Consider the following 21,988-nt stretch of genomic DNA (forward strand, 5'->3'; position numbering starts at 1 on the left):
TTGAGGTCGACGGTCCCGGAGAGATACGGAATCGAGCCCAACCTTGGCTGGAATGGTCATGCCGCGACATGCCGTGCACGGTGGCCGGGACGGTGTGGTGGGTCGGGGCGTCGCGGGGCTGCGAGGACTACCCTTCATCAGTGATGGACAACCCCGTACCCTCCCGTGCCGTCGGCCCCGGGCCTCGCCGTCGTGATCGTCACGGTCGGGGCATGCGCGGGCCGATCGCCCCGCCGCAGGTGCCGCTGGCGATGAGCAGGGCCGACGCGTTCGCGGACCTGGTGCAGGACTCCGTGGAGCGGCTGGAGCGCCGCTGGCCGCAGCTGGCCGAGATCGACTTCCTCGTGCTGGAGGTGCCTCGGCTGGACGGGCCGGGGGTGCCGTGGAACGACGAGGCGGTGCCGCTGGGCGGGGTCGTCCCCTCGCGGGACGGGCGGCGGGCGCGGGTCGTCGTCTACCGGCGGCCGGTGGAGATCCGCTCCAAGGGGCGCGACGAGCGGGCGGCGCTGGTGCACGAGGTCGTGGTGGAGCAGGTGGCCGAGCTGCTCGGCCTGACGCCGGAGACGGTGGACCCGCGTTACGGCGAGGACTGAACGCCGGGGCACCCTGCCCGGCGCCGCGTGCCCTCGGTGCCCTCGGGGTGCCCCGATCCCCACGGAGCGCGTGGCGGCGCCCTGGATGCGGGGTGGGTCAGCGCCCCGGCGCAACGGGGGCACCCGGGGTCGGTGCGGGCGCGGGGGGCGCTGCGCCACTCGGCGCCACGGACAGGAGGGACACCCATCGCCCCAGCGGCACGACTGCCCGCAGTTATATGGGCAATCGCCCCCGACCCCACCGCTGCCAGGTGGGCAGACGCACCAGCGGTGCGACCGTCCGCAGCTACGTCAGTACGCGGCCTGCTGTTGCGTCGGTCTGTTGCCTCCGCAGGTGTGACGGCGGGCAGCCGCCCGCGGCGGGGAGGGGGCGTGCCGGGGGGTGCCCGCCCGCAGCGTGCGGCGAAAACACAGGGCACGAACCTGAGAGACAGAGCGTCGCACCGAGGACGGACACCCCCCGGCGCGCACCCGACCCACCCACCGCGAGCAGGCGCAACCGCAACCACGCACCCCCGGACACGGGCCGCCGCAGGCACTCAGGGGCGCGGGGACCTGCGCGAAAGCCCCCCACCGGCCCGCAGGTGATGCGCGGAGAGGGGGTCACTGGACGACCGAGAGGTCCTCCGAGGCGTGCGGGACCGCCACCGTCCCGCGATCGTCCAGCAGCGTCTGGATCGTGAAGCCACCGCCCGCCGCCAGCGTCCGCGCCGCGTACACCGGTCCCCCGGACACCGTCTCGACGGTCAGCGCGTACGTGCCCTTGATCCCGGTCAGCGACGGCAACGTCACGTCCTGCGTGGTCCCGGCGCGCAGCGAGTACGTCTGGGTGGCGCCGCCCGACCCGCCCTCGCTGCCGGCGGACACGGTCACCTTGACCTTCGCCGCGGCGGTGGGCGCCGTCAGCGACAGCGTCGTGCCCTTGGTGCTGTTGTCCGCGACGGTGGCCCGCGCCCCCACCGGCGCGCTGGCCGGGATGAACGCGGTCTCCTGCTGGGAGCCCTTGCCCCGCACCACACGCAGCGCCGCCACGACCGGCACCGACTGATCGCTGGGCGTCAGCAGCAGCGATCCGGCGTCGCCGCGAGTGACGTCACCGAGGTCGAGGGAGGCGGTCATCTTGCTCTTGACGTGCAGGGTCTCGCCGCCTGCCGGGGTGATCGTCCCGGACGACGACGCCAGCCGCACCTTCAGGTCGGCGTCGTCGGCGCCGGGGGTGAAGGCGATGAGCCGGACGGACGTGGCGTCCTTGGGGATGCCGGGCAGGACGAGGCTGCCGGCCGGGTCCGTGGACGCGGCCAGCCAGTCGCCGCCGAGCTTGTCGTCGAGGGCCTGCACGGCGGCGCCCACCCGCCCGCTGCGGACGTTGACGTGGACGGTTATGGCGTCCTGTTTGTCGCCGGTGAGGGTGGACAGCAGGATCGGCTCGCTGGAGTGCGGGGCGACGGAGATGTCCTCGCCTGCGGTGGTCTGCAAGGCGCCGTCCTTGCCGTACAGCTCGATGTCGACGACGGCGGCGGAGTCGTCGGGGTTGGTCAGGTGGACGTAGTCCGTGCGGTCGGTGGCGGTGCTGGCGCCGGGGAACCAGAACTCGGTGTCGGCGGGCGTGCAGTTGACGCCCTGGAGGCCGCGTCCGGTGCCGACGGAGACCTCGGTGGTCTCCTGGACGGTCCAGCCCGGGGCGTACTTGCCTTCGGCGGTGCCGACCAGTGCGGGCGCGTCGCCGCCGGAGACCTCACCGGTGGCCGGGCTTCCGGGTGCCTTCGGGGTGAGGACGGGCTTGCTGCCCTTCTTGCTCTTGCCGTCGCTCTTGCCGGACCCCGACCCGGCCCCGGACCCCGAGTCGGCGTCCGCGGCCCGGAGTTCGGCCTTGCCGTCCTTGTCCGCGCCCTGGACGACGGGCGTGAACGAGGTGTACGTGGTCTCGGCGAGGTCCGAGCCGCTGGGCGCCGGGCAGAGCAGCGTCGTGCGTTCCACGGGCCGCTGGGCGGCGGCGGTCGCGCCGTCCGAACCGGACGCGGCGTCCGGCGCGGTGAGCGCGGCGACCGAGGTGACGGCGGCGAGGGCGGCCGTACCGGCGATCAGGGACAGGGTGCTGCGGTTCACTGCTGACTCCCGTCGGGGCGCTCGCTGCCGGGGCCGTGGGGGTGCGGCTGCGCGGGGTCGTGGTTCTCGTCGTACGGCCGGCCGTAGTTCTGCTCGTACGACTGCTCGTAGGGCGCGCCGTAAGCGGCCGGGTCGTAGCCGGCGGCTGCTCCTGTGCCGCTGTAGGCGTAGGGGTCGTACTGGCCGGCCTGGTACGGGTCGGCCCCGTAGCCCTGGTCGTAGCCGGTGCCGGCCGGGTACTGCTCGCCGCTTTGGTACCGCTCGTCGCCGTACCCGGCGTAGGGGGCGGCGTCGGGCTGGGCCGTGGTGCCCCACTGGCCGTAGGACTGCTGCGGCACGGCGGCGGGGGCGCCCTGCGGGACGGGCGGCACGGCGTCGCCGTACGGACTGAACGCCCCGCCCTGGCCGTCCTGCCCGTCGGGGCCATCGGCGCCGCTGTGCCCATAGGGCGCGTCGGGGCCCTCGGTGCCGCTCTGCCCGTGGGGCGCCGGCTCGGATTCTCCTGCGCCACGCGCCTCCCGCGCCTCCGCGGGGTCCGCCGGGTCCGTGCCCGGGCCGTCCTGACCGGCGGCTGCCGCCTCGGCCTCCGCCTCCGCCTGGGCGCGCAGGCGTCGGGCCCGGCGGCCCTCGCCGGCGACGGCCTGGGCCGGGACGAAGGGCTCCTCGGGCAGGTCGTCGTCGACGTCGCGGCGCCGCCCGGGCAGGGCCATCACGACGAGGACGACGGCGAGGAAGCCCTGGACCCACAGCCAGACGGTGTGGCCGAGCGGGTCGTCGTGGACGACGTCGAGCTTCCCGCCGGTGGCGGGGAGCCGGAAGCCCTGGGCCCAGCCGTCGAGGGTGACGGGGGTGAGGGCCTTGCCGTCGAGCGTGGCGGTCCAGCCGTCGTCGGCGGCGTCGGCGAGCCGCAGGACGCGGCCGTCGGGGCCTGCGGGGACGGTGGTGTGGATCTCCACGGGCCCGGCGGCGACGGGCTGCGGCGCCTGAGCGGCGGCCCCGGGCTTCGAGGCCCCTGCCCCGGCACCGGTCCCGGTCCCGTTGACGATCACGGCCCGCGCGATCTGCCGGTCGACGCGCCACAGGGCGCTGCCGTTCTGCTGGCTGAGCCGCTTCAGGCCGGGTGTGGCGTCGAGGACGCGGGTGATCTCCCGGGGGGCGCCCTTGTGGACGAGGACGTAGCGGACGGCGAAACTGCCGAGTTCGTCGGCCTGGTCGGCGCCGGAGCCGGCGACGAGGTTGGCGACGATCTTGTCGAGTTGTGCGTTGCCGCCGCGGGCCGCGGCGAGTTCGGCGTCGCCGAGGCGGACGCCGGCCCCTCGGACCACGGTGTAGCGGACCTGGGCGGTGGAGTCGCTGTCGAGGACGAGGGTGCGGGCCTGGTCGCGGTTGTTGCCGTCCTCGGCGACGAACGCGGGGACCTGCATCGGGTCTCGGCGCTCCAGCGGGCCGTCGGCGCCGCCGATCATCCAGCCGACGGCGACGAGGAGCGGCCCGGCCGCGGAGGCGAACGCGATGAGCGCGGCGACGGGCTGCCGCCAGCCGAAGCTCTGCTCGGCGACACGCGCGCGTGCGCCGTCGGCGCCGAGGACGGCGGCGCAGAGCAGGGCGAGGCCGTAGACGAGGGTGGCGGGGCCGGCCCAGGTGGAGCTGTTGGACAGCACGGCGAAGACGAGGCCGGCGAGGGCGGCGGCCCAGGCGGTGCGGATGGCGGGCTGCCGCTCGGAGCGCAGCAGGGCGGCCAGCGCGGCGAGGACGATGCCGATGAGCATGAGCCCGTCGACGGTGCCGGGGCCGCCGGGGCTGGCGCCGAGCAGGTCGAGGGCGGAGGCGGTGGAGGCGCCGTGGTCGAGGCCGGCCTCGGTGAAGAAGCCGGTCGGCAGCAGCGTCAGCGACCAGGGGGCGAGGACCAGCAGGGGGGTGCCGAGCTGGGCGAGGAAGCGCAGGCCGTAGGCGGTGATGTCGGTGCGGCGCACGACCAGCAGGCCGAGGCCGAGGACGAGCGCGATGGGCCAGACGATCGGCGTGAACGCGGTGGTGACGGTCAGCAGCAGCGCGTACGCCCAGGTGGCGCGCCAGCTGCCGCGGGTGCCGGAGCCGCTCGCGAGGCCGCTGGCGGCGATGCCCGCGCGGGCGATGAGCGGGAGCAGCACGGCGAGGACGGCGGTGCCGATGCGGCCGTCGGCGAGGGCGCCGGTCGCGGCGGGCAGGAAGGCGTAGGCGACGGCGGCCCAGGCGCGCAGCAGCCGTGAGGTGACGAGCGGGCGGGAGGCGAAGTACGCGGTGAACCCGGCCAGCGGTACGGAGGCGACGAGCAGGACGGTGACGGCGAGGCCGGTGGAGCCGAGCAGCAGCGAGGCGAGCAGGGCGACGATCGCCAGGTAGGGCGGGGCGGACGGGGTGCCGCCGGCGCCGACGGGATGCCAGGCGTCGGTGTAGCGCGACCACAGGTCGGAGGCGTCGGCGGGCGCGGGCAGCAGGGCGCCGCCGGCGAGGGCGCCGTCGCCGAGGAGGTTGCGGCAGGCGACGAAGGAAATGAGCAGCAGCACCAGGAAGAGCACCGGCCCGGGTTTGCGGGCGATGCGCTTGAGGCGGGCGAACTGCTCGATCTCCAGGTAGTCGGCGTCGTCGCCGCCGGGTCCCGATTCGAGGCCGCCGCCGTGCCGGCCGGCGGAGGAGGTGTCGGAGTCGGAGCCGCCGAGGAAGTTGCCGGCGACCTGTTCGACGGTGGCGCGGACGGTGGCTCCGGGGGGCGGGAAGAGGGGCCGCAGGTCGCTCTTGTCGGCGACGGGCCGGCCGCGCTGCCGTCGGCCGGCGATGATCCGCTCGGGTCGCAGCAGGGTGCCCATGAGGCCGCGGATCTCGTCGAGGGCCTGGCCGGGGACCTTGCCGACGAGGTAGGCGAGGGTCCGCAGCAGGGTGCCGAGGACGACGCGCAGCAGCACCCAGGGCAGGGCGGCGGTGCGGGTGTTGACGAGGAGGGTGTAGACGGCGCCGGCCTTGTCGACCTTGTGCGGGGAGGCGGTGGTGCGGCCGGCGCAGTCGACGGTGCGGCGTTCGCGGGAGGCGGCCTCGGCGTGCCGTACTACGGCGTCGGGGGCGACGAGGACGCGCAGGCCCGCGGCGTTGACGCGCCAGCACAGGTCGACGTCGTCACGCATGAGGGGCAGCCGGCGGTCGAAGCCGCCGAGCTGTTCGAAGACATCGCGGCGGATCAGCATGCCGGCGGTGGACACGGACAGCACGGGCTTGATGTGGTCGTGCTGGCCCTGGTCCTGTTCGCGGCGGTCCAGGCCGGTCCAGCGGCGGCCGGAGTGGGCGATGGTGACGCCGACCTCGAGGAGCTGGCGGCGGTCGTACCAGCCGCGCAGTTTGGGGCCGACCACGGCGACGTCGTCGCGGCCGAGTTCCAGTTCGCGGTCGACGACGCGCAGCAGTTCGGCGAGGGCGTCGGGTTCGGGGGCGCAGTCGTCGTGCAGCAGCCACAGCCATTGGACGGGTTCGCCGTAGGGCAGTTCGGGGAGGTCGTAGGCGTCGTCGCGCCAGGTGCGGGTGACGGGGTCCCAGCCGCTGGGCCGCTTCAGATACGGCAGTTCCTCGGGGGTGAGGACGGGCGCGGTGCGGTTGGCCTCCTCGACGGCCTGGCCGAAGCCGGTGCGGCGGGCGAGGTGCAGGACGTGGTCGTCGCCGAGGGCGTCGGTGACCAGCTGGGCGGAGTGGTCGGCGCTGCCGGTGTCGGCGGCCATCACGTACTGGACGGGGCGCTCCTGGCCGAGAAGCCCGGCGAGCGCGTCGGGCAGCCAGCGGGCGCCGTCGTGGGAGACGAGGACCGCGGTCACCACATGACGCGGAAACTCTGGTGTGGCAGCGGCGTCTTGGCGGGCTGCCGTGTGGCTGTGCACGGACATCGAGGTACGGGCCCCGGTTCGGTGGACTGCGGTGGACGCCTGTGCCCGGCGGGGGCAGTGGGGCGTCTCGGACGAGCGACCACACTATCGGCTGCCCATGACGACGGCCCGCCGCCTGTGGACAACCCACGGCCGACGGGCCGTTGCGTACGTGTGTTTGTGCGGTTTGCTCACCTGTGGCCGCGCTGTCCGCGCTCCGGGGTGCTCCGCGCGGCCGGCGCGCGCCGCGCGCCTGTGTGTGCCCTGCCGCGAGTCCTGTCCTGTGCGTCCGTGCCGGACGGCCGCGTCGGGCGTTGCCGTCGGCGGGCGGGCGGCCGTCTCAGACTGCGGCCTTCTTGAGCCGGCGGCGTTCCCGCTCGGACAGGCCGCCCCAGATGCCGAAGCGTTCGTCGTTGGCGAGGGCGTATTCGAGGCACTCGGAGCGGACCTCGCAGGCGAGGCAGACCTTCTTGGCCTCCCGGGTGGAGCCGCCCTTCTCGGGGAAGAAGGACTCGGGATCGGTCTGGGCGCACAGCGCGCGCTCCTGCCAGCCGAGTTCCTCGTCCGCGTCGTCGACCAGCAGTTGCTGCACCAGCTCGGTCATGTGCGCCCCTCGTCTGTCTTTCGTGTCCCCGTGATCCGGCCGTTACCGATTCCGGCTGAACGACACGAGTGAAATTACAAGTGTGCTGCTCCGGGCGAGTCAAGCCGAGATCTGCTATTGGGCCCCTTATTCACTCTGCGGAACCAAGGCCATGCGGAAAGTGTTCAAATCGCCATAAACCTTGACACAGCGACGGGGTCCGGGAGCCCTCCCGGACCGCACAGAGCTCGCCGGAACCCTGTACGGAGAAGGACGCCCGAGCGTTCGATCCCGTTCCGGAAGCGCACGGTGAAGCGAACCGGATCACAGTCGGATCAGGGGATCGCAACGGGCCTTGCGTGCCCGGCTTGTGCCGCATGTGTCCCGGTCCACCGCTGCACAAACCTTTCGCCGGCGAGATACACCGGAAGAGGTGAAACCCGTCCCACATGCCGGGGCCGAGTTGACAGCGGAGGTGTGAACCGCTGTCCTTGTGGGCATGCTCGCGAACTTGGCGCTCACCACGACCCGCACCGCCGGGTCCCACGGTGCTGCCCGCGCTCGCTGTAGCTGTTGTCGCTGTTCCAGCTGTTGAGCCGACCGCGCTCCGGCTGCCGCCGCGTCCACCTGTGACCGGCCGCTGTATCCCCCGCTCCGCACACCCGTGCATCCGCCCGCACCGGGCACACCGCCCGTGACCCGGGCGGCCGGTACAGCCCACCGTCCACCGCCCTCCACGAGGAACACCTCCCCCCATGAACAGCGACAGCGACCTCCAGATCGCCGGCGACATCCTCGAGGTCCCGCACCTGCTCCAGCCGCCGCGCGAGCACCCCACCACCGTCGCCGAGTTCGCCGGCCTGGCACGTTCCATCGCCGCCGACCGCTCCCAGTGGGCCCGTCTCGTCCGCTACGACGCCACGACCCGCTGGTACCACCGGCTGCGCACCGGGCCCGGCTACGAAGTGTGGCTGCTGTCCTGGGTGCCCGGTCAGGGCAGCGGACGGCACGACCACGGCCGCTCCTCCGGCGTGCTGACCGTCCTGGACGGCACCCTCACCGAGCACACCGCACGCGGCACGCGCGCGTTGGCCGCCGGTGCGCAGCGCGTGTTCGCGCCGGGCTATGTGCACGAGGTCGTCAACGACGCGCTGGAGCCGGCGGTCAGCCTGCACGTGTACTTCCCCGGCCTCACCGAGATGCCGATGCACACGGCCCCCACGTGCGAGGCCCCGGCCGAGCCGCACCGGGTCACGGCCTGACGGCAGGGCCGCTCCGCACGCCCCGGTCAGGCCGGGCACCGCACCGCGCCCGACGGACCCCGCACGACGGGCACCGCGCCGAACACCTGCACGCCTCCCGCCCGGTGACCGCACGACCGCTGACGCCGGACGCCCGCCGACCTCGTACGCCCGTCCCGCGCGCCCGCCCGCCGTACGCCCGTTTGGACCCGCACGCCGTTCCTCCGCGTGTCGCCCCGCCCGACCACGCGCCCTGCCCGCACCGAACCGGCACACCGGCCGAAGGACTGGCCGGCCGAAGAAGCGACCGGCCGGCGGGTGCCCGGCTGACCGACGCGATGTCAGACCGGCCTGCAAGACTGGCCGCATGCGCATTGTGGTTCTGGCAGGCGGCATCGGCGGTGCCCGTTTCCTGCGCGGTCTGAAGCGGGCCGTGCCGGACGCGGACATCACGGTCATCGGCAACACCGGCGACGACATCCACCTCTTCGGGCTGAAGGTCTGCCCGGACCTCGACACGGTGATGTACACGCTCGGCGGCGGCATCAACGAGGAGCAGGGCTGGGGGCGTGCCGACGAGACGTTCCATCTGAAGGAGGAGCTCGCGGCGTACGGCGTGGGCCCGGAGTGGTTCGGGCTCGGCGACCGTGACTTCGCGACGCACATCGTGCGGACGCAGATGCTCGGCGCGGGCTATCCGCTCAGCGCGGTCACCGAGGCGCTCTGCGACCGCTGGAAGCCGGGAGTGCGGCTGATCCCGATGACCGACGACCGGGTGGAGACGCATGTCGCGGTCGAGGTGGACGGCGAACGCAAGGCGATCCACTTCCAGGAGTACTGGGTGAAGCTGCGGGCGTCGGTGCCGGCCGAGGCGGTCGTCCCGGTCGGCGCGGAGCAGGCCAAACCGGCCCCGGGCGTGCTGGAGGCGATCGCCGGCGCGGACGTGATCCTCTTCCCGCCGTCCAACCCCGTGGTGTCGGTCGGCACGATCCTCGCCGTGCCCGGCATCCGTGAGGCGATCGCCGACGCGGGGGTCCCCGTGGTGGGCCTGTCCCCCATCGTCGGGGACGCGCCCGTGCGCGGCATGGCCGACAAGGTCCTCGCCGCGGTCGGCGTCGAGGCCACGGCCGCGGCGGTCGCCGAGCACTACGGCTCCGGGCTGCTGGACGGCTGGCTCGTCGACACCGTGGACGCCGCCGCGGTCGAGCGGGTGGAGGCGGCGGGCATCCGCTGCCGTGCCGTACCGCTGATGATGACGGACGTGGAGGCGAGCGCGCAGATGGCGCGGGAGGCGCTGGCGCTGGCCGAGGAGGTACGAGGGGCATGAGCACGCCGCCCGCCGACGGCTACCGCGTCTGGGCCGTGCCCGGGCTGCCCGAGGTGCAGCCCGGCGACGACCTGGCCAAGCTGATCGCCGCCGCCGAACCGGGACTGGCCGACGGGGACGTCGTCCTGGTCACCTCGAAGATCGTCTCGAAGGCGGAGGGCCGGACCGTCCGGGCCGACGACCGGGAGGCGGCCATCGACGCGGAGACGGTGCGGGTGGTGGCCCGGCGCGGCACCCTGCGCATCGTCGAGGACCGACGCGGTCTGGTGATGGCCGCCGCCGGTGTCGACGCCTCCAACACGCCCGCCGGAACCGTGCTGCTGCTGCCGGAGGACCCGGACGCGTCCGCGCGCGCGATCCGCGACGGGCTGCGCCAGGCGCTCGGCGTCCACGTGGGGGTCGTGGTCACCGACACTTTCGGCCGGCCCTGGCGCTCGGGACTGACGGACGTGGCGATCGGCGCGGCGGGCGTACGCGTCCTCGACGACCTGCGCGGCGGCACCGACGCGCACGGCAACCCTCTGGTCGCGACGATCGTGGCGACCGCGGACGAACTCGCCGCGGCGGGCGACCTGGTCAAGGGCAAGACGGCGGGCCGCCCGGTGGCCGTCGTACGCGGCCTGCCGCACGTCGTCGCCGACGGCGAGGCGGACGGCGCCCGCGCCCTGGTCCGCAGCGCCCGCGACGACATGTTCCGGCTCGGCACGTCCGAGGCGATCCGGCAGGCGGTCACCCAGCGCCGTACGGTCCGCTCCTTCACGGACGAGCCCGTCGACCCCGGCGCGGTACGCCGGGCGGTGGCCGCGGCGGTCACGGCACCGGCGCCGCACCACACCGCGCCGTGGCGGTTCGTGCTGCTGGAGTCGCCCGACAAGCGCGTGCGGCTGCTGGACGCGATGCGGGAGGCGTGGATCGCCGACCTCAGACGTGACGGCAAGAGCGAGGAGTCCATCGCCAAGCGGGTCCGCCGCGGGGACGTCCTGCGCAACGCCCCCTACCTGGTGGTCCCCTGCCTCGTCATGGACGGCTCGCACACCTACGGCGACCCGCGGCGGGACGCGGCCGAGCGGGAGATGTTCGTGGTCGCCACAGGCGCGGGTGTACAGAACTTCCTGGTCGCGCTGGCCGCGGAGCGGCTGGGGTCGGCGTGGGTGTCGTCGACGATGTTCTGCCGGGACGTGGTGCGGGAGGTGCTGGGCCTGCCGGACGACTGGGACCCGATGGGCGCGGTGGCGGTCGGCCACCCGGCGGACGAACCCCGCCCGCGCCCGGATCGGGAGGCGGGGGCGTTCATCGAGGTGCGGTGAGCCTAGTCGCAGAAAGGACCGCACAGGACCCTCCCGGACGGCAGGACCCCCTACCCTCGTAGAGCACGCCTCTCCCCCCCTCTCCCTCCCCCAGGACCTCATTCCGTGGCCGGACGCTTCGCCCCGAGACCCACGCGCACGACCGTACGCGGCGGGCATGTCGCCGTACCCGCGGCACGGCCCGCCCCCGCCGGGCGCGGCAAGGCACGCACCTGGGTGCCGGACGGCCCGCTCGACCTGGGCCTGGTGCTCGGCCCGCTGCGGCGCGGCCCCGGCGACCCGACGTTCCGCGCGACGCCGGACGGCTCGGTGTGGCGGGCCAGCCGCACCCCCTCGGGCCCGGGCACGCTGCGTGTCGCGGCGTACGACGGTGAGGTGCGCGGCGAGGCGTGGGGGCCGGGGGCGGAGTGGCTGCTGGAGCGGATGCCGGAGCTGCTGGGCGCGGCGGACGACCCGTCGGCGTTCGCGCCGCGGCACCGGGTCCTCGCGGTCGCCCGGCACCGGCGGCCGGGGCTGCGGCTGACGCGGACCGGGCTGGTGCTGGAGTCGCTGATCCCGTCGGTGCTGGAGCAGAAGGTCACGACGGGTGAGGCGTACCGGGCGTGGCGGCTGCTGGTACGGGCGTACGGCGAGCCGGCGCCGGGGCCCGCGCCGGAGGGCATGTACGTCATGCCGGAGGCGCGGACCTGGGCGCTGATCCCGTCCTGGGAGTGGCACCGGGCCGGGGTCGACGACAAGCGGGCCTCGACGATCCTGCGGGCCGTGCGGGTCGCGGGGCGGCTGGAGGAGACGGCCGCGATGGCGCCGGAGGCGGCGCAGGCCCGGCTGGAGGTCGTACCGGGGATCGGGCCGTGGACGTCGGCGGAGACGGTGCAGCGCAGCCATGGGGCCGCGGACGCGGTGACCGTGGGGGATCTGCATCTGCCGGGGATCGTGGGGTGGGTGCTCGCGGGGGACCGGGACGCGGACGACGCGGCGATGCTGCGGCTGCTGGAGCCGTACGCCGGGCAGCGGCATCGGGCTGCCCGGCTGATCCTGCTGAGCGGCCGCACGCCGGCGCGGCGGGCACCACGGATGCGGCGCGTGAACATCGCCGCGTGGTGAATCGCCCCCTGCGACAGAGGGCACCCCTCTGACGCCCCTCACCTGGGCCGACGGCCCAGGGCCCCGCCTCGGCGGGAGAGCCTGCGCCCCGGTGCGAGACGAGCACCCGGCGCGGGTGGGAGCCCCCGAGGGTGGGCCGGCGCCCCCGCGCCACAGAGTCACCCGGTGTGGATGCGGGCGCGGAGGTGGGCCGCGCCACCCGGCGCTGACGGGTGCCTCCCCCAGAGGGTGTACCCCAGCGCCCTGCGGCACGACTGCCCGCAGCTGGGTGCGTTGCGGCGCCCAGCCTCACCGCTGCGGCACTCGTCGCTGCGTCGGCCGGGGAGCATCACCCGTCGGCGGGCGGCAGCCGCGTACGGCGGGGAGGGGGCGTGTCGGGGGGTGCCCGCCCTCAGCGTGCGGCGAGAACGCCCGGCAAGGATCTGAGAGACAGAGCGCCGCACCGAGGACGGACACCCCCGGCGCGCACCCGACCCGCGCACCGCCCGTGGGCGCAACCGCAACCACGCACCCACCCGCACAGGCCGCCGCAGGCATCCAGGGGCGCGGGGAACTGCGCGACCAGCCCCCACCGGCCCGCGGTGAACAGCGAAACCCCCGCACCCCGAGAGGGGCGCGGGGAACTGCGCGAACACGCGAACACGCCCCACCGGCGCGAGAGGCTGAGCCGCCGGCCGCGCTGTCGCGCGCCGCCGGCGGCTCGGGGGGCGGAGCCGTCGGCCCCGTCAGGGCGTCACGCTCCGCAGGAGCGGAGGAACTTCCGCGTCCGTACCGCGATCGGCAACGGCGCATCCGCCTCGCACGGGTACATGTCCTGCTCGACGATGGCGAACAGCTCCACCCCCAGCCTCTGCGCCGCCGCCAGCACGGGCTCCAGCGCCGGCACCCCGGACGGCGGTTCGCACATCACGCCCCGCGCGACGGCCGGCCCGAACGGCACCTCGTCGCGCACGACTTCGGCGAGGATGTCGGGGTCGACCTGCTTGAGGTGCAGGTACCCGATGCGCTCGCCGTACGTCTCGATCAGCTTGACGCTGTCGCCGCCGCAGTAGGCGTAGTGCCCGGTGTCGAGGCAGAGGTTGACCAGGTCGGAGTCGGTGGAGTCGAGGAAGCGCTCGACGTGGGCCTCGGTGTCGAGGTGGGTGTCGGCGTGCGGGTGGACGACGATGTCGAGCCCGTACCGTTCCTTCACCTCGTGCCCGAGGCGTTCCATGCCTTTGGTGAGGTGCGCCCACTGTTCGCCGGTCAGCTCGGGCGGCTCCAGGATCTCGGCGGTCTTGTCGTCGCGCCAGAAGGACGGGATGACGACGAGGTGGCGGGCGCCCATGGCCTGGGTGAGGGCGGCGACCTGGCTGACGTGGGCCCAGGTGGACTCCCACACGGCGGGGCCGCGGTGCAGGCCGGTGAAGACGGTGCCGGCGGAGACCTTCAGGCCGCGCTTGCCGACCTCGTCCGCGAGGCGCGCGGGGTCGGTGGGCAGATAGCCGTACGGGCCCAGTTCGATCCATTCGTAGCCGGCCTCGGCGACCTCGTCGAGGAAGCGTTCCCAGGGCACCTGGAGCGGGTCGTCGGCGAACCAGACGCCCCAGGAGTCGGGTGCGGAGCCGACCCGGATGCGGTCGAGGGCAGCGGGCATGTCAGGGGGTTCCTTCCTCGGTGCCGGTCGCCGCGGGAGCGGTGAGGTCCTGCTCCTCGGGCAGCTCCTCGACGTCGACGCCGCGGACCTGGGCGAGTTCGTGCTTGAGCGCGGCGAGTTCGGCGCCGCCGGCCATGTGGTTGGTCAGCTCCTCGAGGCTGACCTCGCTGCGGTCCGCGGACAGTTCCAGGGTGCCGAGGCGCAGCACGCTGAAGTGGTCGCCGACCATGTAGGCGTGGTGGGGGTTGTGGGTGATGAAGATGACGCCGAGTCCGCGGTCGCGGGCGGCGGCGATGTACTTGAGGACGACGCCGGACTGTTTGACGCCGAGCGCGGCGGTCGGCTCGTCGAGGATGAGGACGCGGGCGCCGAAGTAGACGGCGCGGGCGATGGCGACGCACTGGCGCTGGCCGCCGGAGAGGGTGCCGATGGGCTGTTCGAGGTCGTCGAGGACGATGCCCATGTTGCGGAGTTCCTCGTCGGCGGTCCTCTTCATCCGGGCGATGTCGAGGCGGCGTACGGGCCAGGGCCCTTTGGTCATCTCGGAGCCGAGGAAGAAGTTCCGCCACACGGGCATCAGGGGCACCGTCGCCAGGTCCTGGTAGACGGTGGCGATGCCGAGGTCGAGGGCCTCGCGGGGGCTGCTGAACCGCACGGGTTCGCCGTCGACGCGGAACTCGCCCTCGGTGTGCTGGTGCAGCCCGGAGATGATCTTGATGAGGGTGGATTTGCCGGCGCCGTTGTCGCCGAGGACGCAGGTCACCTTGCCGGCATGGACGGTGAGGTCGACGCCGTGCAGGGCGCGGATGTTGCCGTAGGACTTGCCGGCGCCGCGCAGTTCGACGAGGGGGGCGTCCCCTGCGGGCGGGGTGTCCGCCAGGACCGCGCCGTGGGTCTTCTCGGTGGTCATCGCGGGGTCACCTCCGGGTCGCGGTGCGCTGGACGTACAGGTTGATCAGCACGGCGCCGAGGAGCATCACGCCGAGGAAGGCCTTGAACCAGTCGGGGTTCCAGCCGGCGTAGACGATGCCCTGGTTGACCATGCCGAACATGAACGCGCCGAAGACCGGGCCGATGGCGGAGCCGTAGCCGCCGGTGAGGAGGCAGCCGCCGATGACGGCCGCGGCGATGTAGATCAGTTCCTGGCCGACGCCCTCGCCGGACTGCACGGTGTTGAAGGAGAACAGGTTGTGCATGCCGACGAACCAGGCGCCGAATCCGACCGTCATGAACAGGGTGATCTTGGTGAAGTTCACCGGGACGCCGACGGCGCGGGCGGATTCCTTGTTGCCGCCGACGGCGAAGATCCAGTTGCCGTACTTGGTGCGCAGCAGCACCCAGGTGGCCAGCGCGGCGAAGACCAGCCACCACACGACGGTGATCTTCACATCGACGCCGCCGATGTCGAAGGACGAGGCGAAGATCTTTCTCGCCTGGTCGAAGCCGTCCATGTCGCTGATGTCGTCGGTGGCGACGTTGCCGGTGACGAGCTTGGTCACGGCGAGGTTGACGCCCTGGAGGATCAGGAACGTGCCGAGGGTGACGAGGAAGCTGGGCAGCCCGGTTCTCACCACCATCCAGCCGTTGAACAGGCCGATGCCGAGGGAGACGATCAGGGCGACGACGACGCCGGTCCACACGTTCACCGTGAGCTGGAAGCTGAGCATGCTCGCGGTGAGCGCGGAGGTGATGACGGCGACGCCGGCGGACAGGTCGAACTCGCCGCCGATCATCAGCAGGGCGACCGGCAGTGCCATGATGCCGATGGTGGAGGACTGGTAGAGGACGGTGGCCATGGAGTTGCCCTGGCGCACCGTCGGGGCGGCCATGAGGAAGAAGACGAGGACCGCCACCGCCCCGAGGAAGACACCGACCTCGGGCCGGGCCAGCAGCCGCAGCGCGAGGGAGCGCTGCCGGGTGCGGCCGTCCCGGCCGGGGGCCGGCGGTGTGCCCACCGCCGGCGCAGCCTGCTGGGTCATGCTCATCACCGGGTGCCCTTCGCGGCGTACTTGTCGATCTGGTCGACGTTGGACTTGTCGACGAAGGCCGGACCGGTCAGCACCGGCTGCTCGCCGCCGCCCATGTAGTTGCCGTTGTTCTTGTAGAGCCACAGCGAGTCGATCGCGAGGTAGCCCTGGAGGTAGGGCTGCTGGTCGACGGCGAACTCGATGGTGCCCTTGCTGATGGCGCCGGTCAGCTCCTTGTTGAGGTCGAAGGTGGCCACCTCGGCCTTGCTGCCGGACTCGTCCACCGACTGGGCGGCGGTCAGCGCGATGGGCGCGCCGAGCGCGATGACGTGGTCGATGTTCGTGTCCTGCCTGAGCTTGGCGGTGATGGTCGACTTGACCGAGGGCATGTCGGTGCCGTTGACGTAGAGGTTCTCCAGGGAGCCGGAGAACGTCTTCTTCACGCCGTCGCAGCGCTGGGTGAGGCCGACGTTGCCCTGTTCGTGGATGACGCAGACGGCTCTCTTGGCGCCGATGTCGTTGAGCTTGTTGCCGAGGGCCTCGCCGGCGACGGTCTCGTCCTGGCCGAAGAACTCGAGCAGGCCGAGCTGCTTCCATTCGCTGACGCCGGAGTTGAGGCCGACGACGGGGATGCCGGCGGCGGTCGCCTTGCTGATGACGCTCTTGAGGGCGTCGGGCTTGGCGAGGGTGACGGCGATGCCGTCGACCTTCTGGTCGATGGCGTTCTGCACGAGGTTGGCCTGGGTGCCCGCGTTGGGGTCGGCCGAGTAGATCAGCTTCACGTTGTCCTTGGCCGCGGCGGCCTCGGCGCCCTTGCGGACGATGTCCCAGAAGGTGTCGCCGGGCGACTGGTGGGTGACCAGGGCGACGGTCATCCGTGGAGTGGTGGCCTTGCCGGCAGAGGCGCTGTCCCCGCCCTCCTCGGCTTTCTTTCCGCCTGAGCTGCTGGAGCAGCCGGCGAGGGTCAGGGCCGCCGCCGCGGCGAGAGCCACGACGGGGGCGAGTCTGCGGGAGTGAGAAGAGCGGTCCATCTTTCCTGCACCTCACTGTGCGACGAGGGGAAAGGCTGTTGCGTTGGGACCGGATCGTTGTCCTTGCCGCGTCCGCTGTCAATACTTTGTCATGACATCATTTCACACTCAGGTCCGAATGTAAGTACAAACCATTGACATTGTGGTGTCGGCCGCCTACACCTGGGTCTACCCCCAGTACGCGCGCGGATCACCGGGCGCGCATCCCGGGGGCGGCGACAGCGGCCGGCGACCCGTGGCCGCCGGCCGTCCGGCACGCGAGGCCCCGTGACCACGAAAGGCACCGAGATGACGTATCACCTGCCGGCGGGCAAGGCGGCCGCCGGCCCCTACGCCGTCGACATCACGCCGGAACGGGCCGGCTGGGGTTTCTCCGCCCTGAAGGTCCTCGACCTGCCGCCGGGCGGGACGCACACGTTCGACGCCGCCGGCAGCGAGTGGATCGTGCTGCCGCTGGCCGGCGGCTGCACGGTCACCGTCGCCGAGGACACCGGCGAGCAGACCTTCGAGCTGGCCGGACGCCCCGACGTGTTCAGCGGCGTCAGCGACTTCGTGTACGTCCCCCGGGACGCCGCCGCCACCGTCATCTCCCCCGGCGGCGGCCGGTTCGCGCTGACCGGCGCCCGCTGCGAGCGCCGGCTGCCCGCCCGCTACGGCCCCGCCTTCGACGTGCCCGTGGAGCTGCGCGGCACCGGGAACTGCTCCCGGCAGGTGAACAACTTCGGCGCGGCCGGCGTCTTCGAGTGCGACAGGCTGATCGCGGTCGAGGTGATCACCCCCGGCGGCAACTGGTCGTCGTTCCCGCCGCACAAGCACGACGAGGACCGGCCCGGCGAGGAGAGCGTGCTGGAGGAGATCTACTACTTCGAGTTCGCCGCCCACGACGGCACCCCAGGCCTCGGCTACCAGCGGGTCTCCCCCTCCGGGCGGGGTCGCGGCACCGACGTGCTGGCGGAGGTCCGCGACGGGGACGTGGTCCTCATCCCGGACGGCTGGCACGGCCCGTCGATGGCGGTGCCCGGCCACCACATGTACTACCTGAACGTCATGGCCGGTCCCGGCGCCGAGCGGGCCTGGCTGATCTGCGACCACCCCGGTCACGCCTGGATCCGCGACACCTGGCCCGCGCAGCCCGTCGACCCCCGGCTGCCCCTGTACACCGCCCACGAGAGGTCCCGATGAACAGCGTCCGTCTGACGACCGCCCAGGCCCTGGTGCGGTTCCTCGCCGCCCAGTACACCGAGCGCGACGGCGCCCGGCACCGGCTGATCACCGGCACCTGGGGCATCTTCGGCCACGGCAACGTGGCGGGCCTCGGCCAGGCGCTGGTCGAGTACGCGGACGTGATGCCGTACCACCAGGGCCGCAACGAGCAGGCGATGGTGCACGCGGCGGTCGCCCACGCCCGCCAGCTGAACCGGCTCTCCGCGCAGGCCGTCACCACCTCCATCGGCCCGGGCGCGACCAATCTGGTCACCGGCGCCGCCCTCGCCACGATCAACCGGCTGCCGGTGCTGCTGCTGCCCGGCGACTACTTCGCCGCGCACCCCGCCGACCCGCTGCTCCAACAGCTGGAGCACCCGGTGGAGGCCGATGTCTCCGTCAACGACACCCTCCGCCCGGTCTCCCGCTACTTCGACCGCATCACCCGCCCCGAGGCGCTGATCGCCTCCGCCCTGCACGCGGTGCGCGTCCTCAGCGACCCGGCGGAGACCGGCGCCGTCACCCTCGCCCTGCCGCAGGACGTGCAGGCGGAGGCGTACGACTGGCCGGTGGAGTTCTTCGCCGAGCGCGTGTGGCGGGTACGGCGGCCCGCCCCCGACCCCCAGGAGCTGACGGAGGCCGTGCGGGCGGTCCGGGAGGCCGAGCGGCCCCTGCTGATCGCGGGCGGCGGCGTCCACCACAGCGAGGCGGAGGACGCGCTGCGGGCGTTCGCCGACGTCACCGGAATTCCCGTCGCCTCCACCCAGGCCGGCAAGGGCTCCCTGCGCCACGACCACCCGGCCGACGTCGGCGGCATCGGCCACACCGGCACCGCCGTCGCCGACGACCTCGCCCGCACCGCCGACCTGGTGATCGGCGTCGGCACCCGCTACACCGACTTCACCACCGCCTCCGGCACGCTCTTCCAGCGCCCCGGCGTCCGCTTCCTCAACCTCAACATCACCGCGTTCGACGCGCACAAGCTCGCCGCGCGCACCCTCGTGTGCGACGCGCGTGCCGGCCTGGAGGCACTGACGCAGGCCCTCGCGGGCCACCGGGTCGCGGGCGCGTACGAGGCGGAGTACCGCACCGGCAAGGACCGGTGGGACGAGGCGGTTCAGGCCGCCTACCGGGCCGACGACCCGAGCGCGGTGCCGACGCAGACGCAGGTGCTGGGCGCCCTGGACGCCGTCGTCGGCGACACGGACGTGGTGATCAACGCGGCCGGTTCGCTCCCCGGCGACCTGCACAAGCTGTGGCGGGCCCGCTCCCCGCGCCAGTACCACCTGGAGTACGGCTACTCCTGCATGGGCTACGAGATCCCCGCCGCGATCGGGGTGCAGCAGGCGGCACCGGACGAGGTGGTGTGGGCGCTGGTCGGCGACGGCACCTATCTGATGATGCCCACGGAGATCGTCACGGCGGTCCAGGAGGGCCTGCCCGTGAACATGGTCCTGGTCCAGAACCACGGCTACGCCTCCATCGGCGGCCTGTCGGAGTCGGTGGGCGGCGAGCGCTTCGGCACCGCCTACCGGTACCGCGCCCCCGACGGCACCTTCACCGGCGCGCCGCTCCCGGTCGACCTGGCCGCCAACGCTGCCAGCCTCGGCATGGACGTGCTGCGCGCCAAGACGGTCGGCGAGCTGCGCGACGCGCTCGCGCGGGCCCGCGCCTCCGACCGGCCGACCTGTGTGTACGTCGAGACCGACCCGGCGCCCACCGCGCCGCCGGCGCAGGCCTGGTGGGACGTGCCGGTCGCCGAGGTCGCCGCCCGGGAGGCGGCCGTCGACGCCCGCGAGCAGTACGAACGCGAGGTGGCGGCCCGCCGTCACCACCTGTGACCGCAAGTTCGGCGAGGCCCGGGCCTGGCCGGCCCCGGTGGGCCCGGACCCACCGGCCGGCCCGGGCCGTATCGCCGTACAGGACCGAAGGGGGGACCCCGGTGACGAGGACATCCGGCCGCACCACCCGCACCACCGCCGCGCGCCCGGCGCTGGACTCCGTCCGGTTCGCACTGGACCGGGCCAGTCCCGTGCCGCTGTACCACCAGCTCGCCCAGCAGCTGGAGGCGGCGATCGACGGCGGTGTCCTCGCCCCCGGCGACCTCCTCGGCAACGAGGTCGATCTGTCGGGCCGGCTCGGGCTGTCCCGGCCCACGGTCCGTCAGGCGATCCAGTCGCTGGTCGACAAGGGGCTGCTGGTGCGCCGCCGAGGCGTCGGCACCCAGGTCGTGCACAGCCGGGTCAGGCGCCCGCTGGAGCTGAGCAGCCTCTACGACGATCTGGAGGCCGCCGGGCAGAGCCCCACCACCGACGTCCTGCGTCTGGAGACGGTACCGGCCCCCGCCGAGGCGGCAGCCGCGCTCGGCCTGCCGGAGGGTGACCCGGTGACGGTCCTGGAGCGGCTGCGCCGCACCCACGGCCGGCCGGTGGCGCACCTGTGCAACTACCTGCCCGCTTCCCTGCTCGACCTGGACCGGGCGCGCCTGGAGTCGACCGGCCTGTACCGGATGGTGCGCGCGGCCGGGATCACCCTGCACAGCGCCCACCAGACGATCGGCGCGCGCTGCGCGACCGAGCGGGAGGCGGCCCTGCTGGACGAGACGCCGGGCGCGGCGCTGCTGACGATGACGCGCACGGCGTACGACGACACGGGTCGCGCGGTGGAGTACGGCACGCACATCTACCGGGCGTCGCTGTACGCGTTCGACTTCCGGCTGCTGGTCCGGCCGTAGAGAGCCGTACGTCCCTGGCCGGGGACGGCCGCGGGGCCCTTGACCGGGCCGGGGGAACGGGCGCACTGTGGACGGATACACCGTAAACATACGGCGTGACGTCCATTCGCCCGCGGGAGCCGTCCCTCATGACGCGCAGCGCGACCGCCCACGGCGGTGCCTCCTGGGCGCCGTCGACCGTCCTCGTCACCGGCGGGGCCGGTTTTCTCGGCAGTCATGCCTGCGTCGTTCTGCTCGACCACGGCTACGAGGTGATCGTGGTGGACGACTACAGCAACAGCTCACCGCAGGTGTTCGCCCGGGTCGCCCGGATCGCCGGACGTTTCCTCGGCGCCGTGTACGAGCTGGACATCCGTGACCGCCGCGCTCTCGCCGCCGTCTTCGACCGCCACTCCGTGGACGCCGTCGTGCACTTTGCCGCGCACAAGGCGGCCGGCCGGTCGGCGCGGATGCCCGCCGAGTACCACGACGCCAACATCGGCGGGACGACCGCCCTGCTGAGCACCATGCACGAGCACGGTGTGCACCGGCTCGTCTACCCCTCGTCCTGCGCCGTCTACGGGGACGCGGGACGGGGCCCGCTGGACGAGAGCACCCCCGTCCGGCCCGCCACCCCCTACGCCCTCGCCAAGTCGATCTGCGAGCAGATCCTCGCGGACATATGCCGCAACTGCCCCGAGTGCACGGTGCTGTGCCTGCGCCACCCCACCCCCGCCGGCGCCCATCCCAGCGGGCTGCTCGGCGAGGACCCCCGCGTCCCGCCGGAGAACCTCCTGCCCCTCGTCGCGCAGGTCGCGGTGGGCCGGCGCGACCGGCTGCGGGTGTTCGGCTCCGACTACCCCACCCCGGACGGCACACCGGTGCGGGACTTCCTGCACGTCATGGACGCCGTCGAGGCCCACCGCATCGCTCTGGACCACCTCGCCGACGGGCCCGGCATGCAGGTGTTCAACCTCGGGACGGGCGAGGGCAGATCGGTCCTCGACGTGGTCGCCGAGTTCTCCGGCGCGTCGGGCCGGCCCATCCCGTACGAGGTGACCGGCCGCCGCCCCGGTGACGTGGCCGAACTCGTCCCCGACTGCGGCGCCCTCGCCCGTGCCTGGGGCTGGCGGCCCAGCCGTGGCCTCGCGGACATCTGCCGGGACGCGTGGCGTTTCCAGCGGCTCAACCCGCAGGGCTACGCGGACTCCGCCCGCCGGCCCGACCCGAAGGGCTGACGGTCGTGCGGTGCGGGGCTCGCGGGCCGGCGCCGGGCGACCCGGGGCGCCCGCA

16 protein-coding genes are annotated in these 21,988 nt (G+C 73.5%); 9 read left to right on the forward strand and 7 right to left on the reverse strand.

Going from position 1 to position 21,988, the window contains the following annotated elements; all coding sequences use genetic code 11:
* Window positions 1-143: 143 nt before the first annotated feature.
* Complete coding sequence (locus MTQ10_RS01920) at window positions 144-593, forward strand: metallopeptidase family protein (protein WP_247461506.1); 450 nt, start codon at window positions 144-146, stop codon at window positions 591-593.
* Window positions 594-1,196: 603 nt separating this feature from the next.
* Here the strand turns inward: MTQ10_RS01920 and MTQ10_RS01925 are convergent.
* From MTQ10_RS01925 to MTQ10_RS01935, 3 genes are all read right to left on the reverse strand, one after another.
* Window positions 1,197-2,699 carry a DUF5719 family protein gene (locus MTQ10_RS01925; RefSeq protein WP_247461508.1) on the reverse strand — a complete coding sequence of 501 codons (1,503 nt, stop codon included), beginning with the start codon at window positions 2,697-2,699 and terminating at the stop codon, window positions 1,197-1,199.
* Window positions 2,696-6,604, reverse strand: coding sequence for a glycosyltransferase family 2 protein (locus MTQ10_RS01930; protein WP_247461510.1), 3,909 nt, complete (start codon window positions 6,602-6,604; stop codon window positions 2,696-2,698). The genes MTQ10_RS01925 and MTQ10_RS01930 overlap by 4 nt, the downstream gene beginning before the upstream one ends.
* 319 nt (window positions 6,605-6,923) lie before the next feature.
* Entirely contained in the window at window positions 6,924-7,187 is a 264-nt protein-coding gene (locus tag MTQ10_RS01935) for a WhiB family transcriptional regulator (RefSeq protein WP_003975777.1), read from the reverse strand.
* A 734-nt stretch (window positions 7,188-7,921) separates the two neighbouring features.
* On the opposite strand from MTQ10_RS01935, the gene MTQ10_RS01940 reads away from it, so the two are divergent.
* From MTQ10_RS01940 to MTQ10_RS01955, 4 genes are all read left to right on the forward strand, one after another.
* Window positions 7,922-8,428, forward strand: coding sequence for a cysteine dioxygenase (locus MTQ10_RS01940; protein WP_247461511.1), 507 nt, complete (start codon window positions 7,922-7,924; stop codon window positions 8,426-8,428).
* Between the two features lie 346 nt (window positions 8,429-8,774).
* Complete coding sequence (cofD, locus tag MTQ10_RS01945) at window positions 8,775-9,734, forward strand: 2-phospho-L-lactate transferase (RefSeq protein ID WP_247461513.1); 960 nt, start codon at window positions 8,775-8,777, stop codon at window positions 9,732-9,734.
* Window positions 9,731-11,041, forward strand: coding sequence for a coenzyme F420-0:L-glutamate ligase (locus tag MTQ10_RS01950; protein WP_247461515.1), 1,311 nt, complete (start codon window positions 9,731-9,733; stop codon window positions 11,039-11,041). The genes cofD and MTQ10_RS01950 overlap by 4 nt, the downstream gene beginning before the upstream one ends.
* A 105-nt stretch (window positions 11,042-11,146) precedes the next feature.
* Window positions 11,147-12,145: a DNA-3-methyladenine glycosylase family protein gene (locus tag MTQ10_RS01955; protein ID WP_247461517.1), complete on the forward strand. Its 999-nt coding sequence runs from the start codon at window positions 11,147-11,149 to the stop codon at window positions 12,143-12,145.
* 733 nt (window positions 12,146-12,878) lie between these two features.
* Here MTQ10_RS01955 and MTQ10_RS01960 read toward each other — a convergent pair.
* From MTQ10_RS01960 to MTQ10_RS01975, 4 genes are read right to left on the reverse strand one after another with little or no spacing between them, the layout of a single operon-like run.
* Window positions 12,879-13,781, reverse strand: coding sequence for a sugar phosphate isomerase/epimerase family protein (locus MTQ10_RS01960; protein ID WP_247461519.1), 903 nt, complete (start codon window positions 13,779-13,781; stop codon window positions 12,879-12,881).
* A gap of 1 nt (window position 13,782) precedes the next feature.
* Complete coding sequence (locus tag MTQ10_RS01965; RefSeq protein WP_247461521.1) at window positions 13,783-14,691, reverse strand: ATP-binding cassette domain-containing protein; 909 nt, start codon at window positions 14,689-14,691, stop codon at window positions 13,783-13,785.
* Window positions 14,692-14,698: 7 nt separating this feature from the next.
* Window positions 14,699-15,766, reverse strand: coding sequence for an ABC transporter permease (locus MTQ10_RS01970; RefSeq protein WP_247461523.1), 1,068 nt, complete (start codon window positions 15,764-15,766; stop codon window positions 14,699-14,701).
* Window positions 15,766-16,779: a sugar ABC transporter substrate-binding protein gene (locus MTQ10_RS01975; RefSeq protein WP_247461525.1), complete on the reverse strand. Its 1,014-nt coding sequence runs from the start codon at window positions 16,777-16,779 to the stop codon at window positions 15,766-15,768. The genes MTQ10_RS01970 and MTQ10_RS01975 overlap by 1 nt, the downstream gene beginning before the upstream one ends.
* A 288-nt stretch (window positions 16,780-17,067) precedes the next feature.
* Here MTQ10_RS01975 and iolB point away from each other — a divergent pair, with 288 nt between their 5' ends.
* From iolB to galE, 4 genes are all read left to right on the forward strand, one after another.
* Window positions 17,068-17,961 (forward strand): 5-deoxy-glucuronate isomerase, encoded by an 894-nt coding sequence (gene iolB / locus MTQ10_RS01980; RefSeq protein ID WP_247461527.1) that lies wholly within the window; start codon window positions 17,068-17,070, stop codon window positions 17,959-17,961.
* Window positions 17,958-19,823, forward strand: a complete 1,866-nt coding sequence (iolD, locus tag MTQ10_RS01985) for a 3D-(3,5/4)-trihydroxycyclohexane-1,2-dione acylhydrolase (decyclizing) (protein WP_247461528.1) — start codon at window positions 17,958-17,960, stop codon at window positions 19,821-19,823. The genes iolB and iolD overlap by 4 nt, the downstream gene beginning before the upstream one ends.
* Before the next feature lie 101 nt (window positions 19,824-19,924).
* On the forward strand, window positions 19,925-20,716 hold the full coding sequence (locus MTQ10_RS01990; protein WP_308404531.1) for a GntR family transcriptional regulator: 792 nt from the start codon (window positions 19,925-19,927) through the stop codon (window positions 20,714-20,716).
* Between the two features lie 128 nt (window positions 20,717-20,844).
* Complete coding sequence (galE, locus tag MTQ10_RS01995) at window positions 20,845-21,933, forward strand: UDP-glucose 4-epimerase GalE (RefSeq protein ID WP_247461530.1); 1,089 nt, start codon at window positions 20,845-20,847, stop codon at window positions 21,931-21,933.
* Window positions 21,934-21,988: the final 55 nt, after the last annotated feature.

The organism is Streptomyces sp. XM83C, from assembly GCF_023072675.1.
In the GTDB taxonomy this organism is placed as follows: Bacteria; Actinomycetota; Actinomycetes; order Streptomycetales; family Streptomycetaceae; genus Streptomyces; species Streptomyces thermocoprophilus.